Raw genomic sequence first — 3,397 nt, 5'->3', positions numbered from 1 at the left:
CAATTGACTCGGTCTTTTTCTTTTCCAACCAAAGTGTCGCTTGAAAGTTATCCACAAACTTGTTAACAAACCACTTGCCGCTCATTAGCCATTAATTTGAGTTATACACATTATCCACAGAAACATATCCACTTATCCACAAAAATACCCCTTTATACACATGCAGGATGATTATAAAAAAAACTTTATCCACAGAATATTCTATTATTTTATTAACACGATAAAAAGACAGGATGCCAAAGTGACGGATCCTGTCTTCTCGTCCATTAAAATGCTTCTATATCCAATCCAGGATTTCCGTTCAAATCCAAACCGGATCGCTTTCCCTTTTCAAACATGACACTGCCAGCAGCACCAATCATGGCAGCATTGTCGGTACAAAGATAGAGGGGCGGAATGGATATATCCATAGGTAAATCCTTAAAAGCATCCGTTAATGCTTCCCTAAGGCCTTTATTTGCCGCAACTCCTCCAGCAAGCAATACCTGTTTCACATTATATTCCTTTGCAGCCTTCACAGCTTTCATTACAAGCACTTCTATCACGCTTGCTTGGAAACTTGCCGCTAAATCTTTAGGTTCAATTTTTTCCCCGCGCTGTTCTGCATTATGCAAAGTGTTGATTACCGCTGATTTCAACCCGCTGAAAGAAAAGTCATAGCTGCCATCCAACCATGCCCTAGGCAGTTTCAAAGATGGTGAGCCTTCTTGCGCAAGCCTATCGATATGAGGCCCGCCAGGATAAGGGAGCCCCAAGGTTCGAGCCACTTTATCATACGCCTCCCCTGCTGCATCATCCCGCGTCTCCCCGATCACCTTGAAAGAACCCGGTTCTTCTAAAAGCACCAATTCCGTATGACCTCCCGAAACGACTAAAGAAAGCGCAGGATATTCAATCTCCTGAATAAGCCGATTTGCATAGATATGACCAGCGATATGATGCGTACCGACAATTGGTATTCCATGTGCGAAAGCTACAGCCTTCGCCGCATTCACACCTATTAATAGTGCCCCTACAAGGCCGGGACCTTCTGTAACGGCAATGGCATCCAAGTCTTCATATGTCACACCCGCTTGCAGCAGTGCTTCTTCAAGAACAATAGTAATTTGTTCTACATGATGACGGGAAGCTATTTCCGGGACGACACCGCCAAAACGTTTATGACTTTCTATTTGTGAAGCCACGACATTACTCAGTATTTCCGTTCCATTTTTTATGACGGCTGCCGCAGTTTCATCACAGCTTGTTTCAATTCCTAATATAATTTGATCTTTTTTCATGAAAAATTCACCCACATAACATAAGCATCCTCTTGATTGTCAGTATAATAATTCTTTCGGATTCCGCCCTTTTGGAAACCAAGTTTTTCATAAAGCGAAATGGCTACGGCATTACTGACACGGACCTCAAGTGTCATCCTCACCACCCCCATTGAAATGGAGATTTCAATCATCTTCCTGAGCAAAGCTTCTCCAAGCTTTTGCCCTCGGTATTCTGGTAATATCGCAATATTGGTGATGTGCGATTCATCAATGACGATCCAGGCACCGCAATAACCGGCAATTTTCCCTTCATCCTCTATCACCATGTATACAGCATATTGATTATGATTCAATTCATTAAAAAAAGCTTCCCGGCTCCAAGGCAAAGTAAAGGACTGCTTTTCCACGTTAAGCACTTGGTCGATATCTGCCGTATTCATCTTTCGGAACGTCAATGTTTTACTCATAATGATCGTCGCTTTCCTTGTTTATTTCCCCTGCTGTTCAAGCCACTTAGCTTCTGCTTCAGCCATGCGGATATAATTCGGTACAAACTGGTGAACATCCACTTCAGCCTTATCAAGACCAATGAAGGCCAGTTCGCTTGGCCTTGAATTATATGACTGTACTGGAGCAAATACCGCTAATTCACCTAATGCATCGGTAATTGCAACCCGATGGATGTCAACATCTTGACCAACAAATAAAACAGGACGATTTAATTCCTTCAATTGATTCGCCCACTCAGAGGATAGAATATTACAATCTTCAATGACTGTCTTTAAAGAATCCTTTTCCATTTCATATAATCCAGTATAAATCTGCCCTCTTCTTGCATCGAACAAGGGAGATATCAACCCGTTAAAATAACGTCCATTAGCTGCTAAAACCTCTAAGCTGGAAACACCTGATAACGGAATCTGAAGCGTCCAGGCCAAGCTTTTCGCTATCGTCACTCCAATCCTGACCCCTGTATAGGAGCCTGGACCTTGGGCGACCACTATCTTAGTCAATTCCTTCGGTTTAGTATCACAGTCCCTCAGCAGTGTTTCAATTGCTGGCATTACCCGCACCGAATGATTTTTCTTTAGGTTCGTCGTATACTCACCAATTACTTGATTCCCGTTTACAAGTGCAATCCCTAATGTGAAATTCGATGTATCTATAGCTAAAACCTTCATCAAATAATCTCCTTACATAACTTTACATATCGTTCGCCTTTGGCTTCCAAAACAATACGCCGGCTTGTATCGCCCAAACGATAGATATAAATGGTCAAGATCTCCTCTGGGAGGTGATCCTTTATTAAATGGGCCCATTCAACGACAGTCACACCATCACCATCAAAATATTCATCAAAGCCTAAATCTTCTTCCGATTCACTTACCCGATAGACATCCATATGATACAAAGGTAAGCGACCCATGTACTCCTTTATTATCGTAAAGGTAGGGCTATTCACCATTCTGGTAACACCCAATCCTTTAGCCAGCCCTTTTGTGAATGCCGTCTTCCCTGCACCCAAGTCACCTTCTAGAGCCAGCACATCTCCACTGGAAAGCTTTTGTGCCAATTTGTGCGCAAATTGCGCTGTTTCTTCCTCATTCTGAGAAATCCATTCAACATGTTGCATATATCAATCACCTTTATCATTATTAGGAAAACGTCCGTCCTATAGTTCATGTCGAGAACCATAAACGCAATATTATGGAACAAAAACCATTCTATATGTAGTTTACCTTGTTTCAAAAGAAGAAACAAATAAGTTAAGGACATATTATTCGAATTTCAGATAAAACAAAAAAACGAAACCTTGGTTTCGTTTTTTTCATGATTGCGGGGACAGGATTTGAACCTGCGACCTTCGGGTTATGAGCCCGACGAGCTACCGGACTGCTCCACCCCGCGACGGTATAAATGTTTCTTTTATAAATGTAGTATTCCCGTTTATTCAAAAATAATACAAAGATTATAGCTTGGCGGCGTCCTACTCTCACAGGGGGAAACCCCCAACTACCATTGGCGCTGAAGAGCTTAACTGCCGTGTTCGGAATGGGAACGGGTGTGACCTCTTCGCTATCGCCACCAAACATTTAATCTTTTAGCACATTTATTATCATAACATGTATGAAGTC

Annotated in this window: 4 protein-coding genes, 1 tRNA gene and 1 rRNA gene; all 6 read right to left on the bottom strand. The window is 42.1% G+C overall.

Translation table 11 applies throughout. From position 1 onward, the window contains the following. Nucleotides 1-266: 266 nt before the first annotated feature. Entirely contained in the window at nt 267-1,280 is a 1,014-nt protein-coding gene (gene tsaD, locus OTG27_RS26350; RefSeq protein ID WP_268938585.1) for a tRNA (adenosine(37)-N6)-threonylcarbamoyltransferase complex transferase subunit TsaD, read from the bottom strand. Then, the gene (rimI, locus tag OTG27_RS26345) at nt 1,277-1,729 is read right to left on the bottom strand and encodes a ribosomal protein S18-alanine N-acetyltransferase (protein ID WP_053533463.1); all 453 of its coding nucleotides are present in this window, start codon (nt 1,727-1,729) and stop codon (nt 1,277-1,279) included. The genes tsaD and rimI overlap by 4 nt, the downstream gene beginning before the upstream one ends. Nucleotides 1,730-1,750: 21 nt before the next feature. After that, nucleotides 1,751-2,443, bottom strand: a complete 693-nt coding sequence (tsaB, locus tag OTG27_RS26340) for a tRNA (adenosine(37)-N6)-threonylcarbamoyltransferase complex dimerization subunit type 1 TsaB (protein WP_053533462.1) — start codon at nt 2,441-2,443, stop codon at nt 1,751-1,753. Beyond that, a complete protein-coding gene (tsaE, locus tag OTG27_RS26335; protein WP_034306358.1) occupies nt 2,443-2,895 on the bottom strand; it encodes a tRNA (adenosine(37)-N6)-threonylcarbamoyltransferase complex ATPase subunit type 1 TsaE in 453 nt (150 codons plus the stop codon). Before tsaE ends, tsaB begins: the two co-directional genes overlap by 1 nt. A gap of 201 nt (nt 2,896-3,096) precedes the next feature. Continuing rightward, nucleotides 3,097-3,170: transfer RNA gene (locus tag OTG27_RS26330), tRNA-Met, on the bottom strand. Nucleotides 3,171-3,236: 66 nt separating this feature from the next. Beyond that, nucleotides 3,237-3,352: ribosomal RNA gene (gene rrf / locus OTG27_RS26325) — 5S ribosomal RNA — on the bottom strand. Between the last annotated feature and the right edge of the window lie 45 nt (nt 3,353-3,397).

It is taken from the genome of Peribacillus sp. AS_2, from assembly GCF_026891895.1.
Taxonomy (GTDB): Bacteria; Bacillota; Bacilli; order Bacillales; family DSM-1321; genus Peribacillus; species Peribacillus frigoritolerans.
The sequence above is the reverse complement of the archived record's forward strand: the minus strand, read 5'-3'. Positions and strand labels throughout refer to the sequence as shown.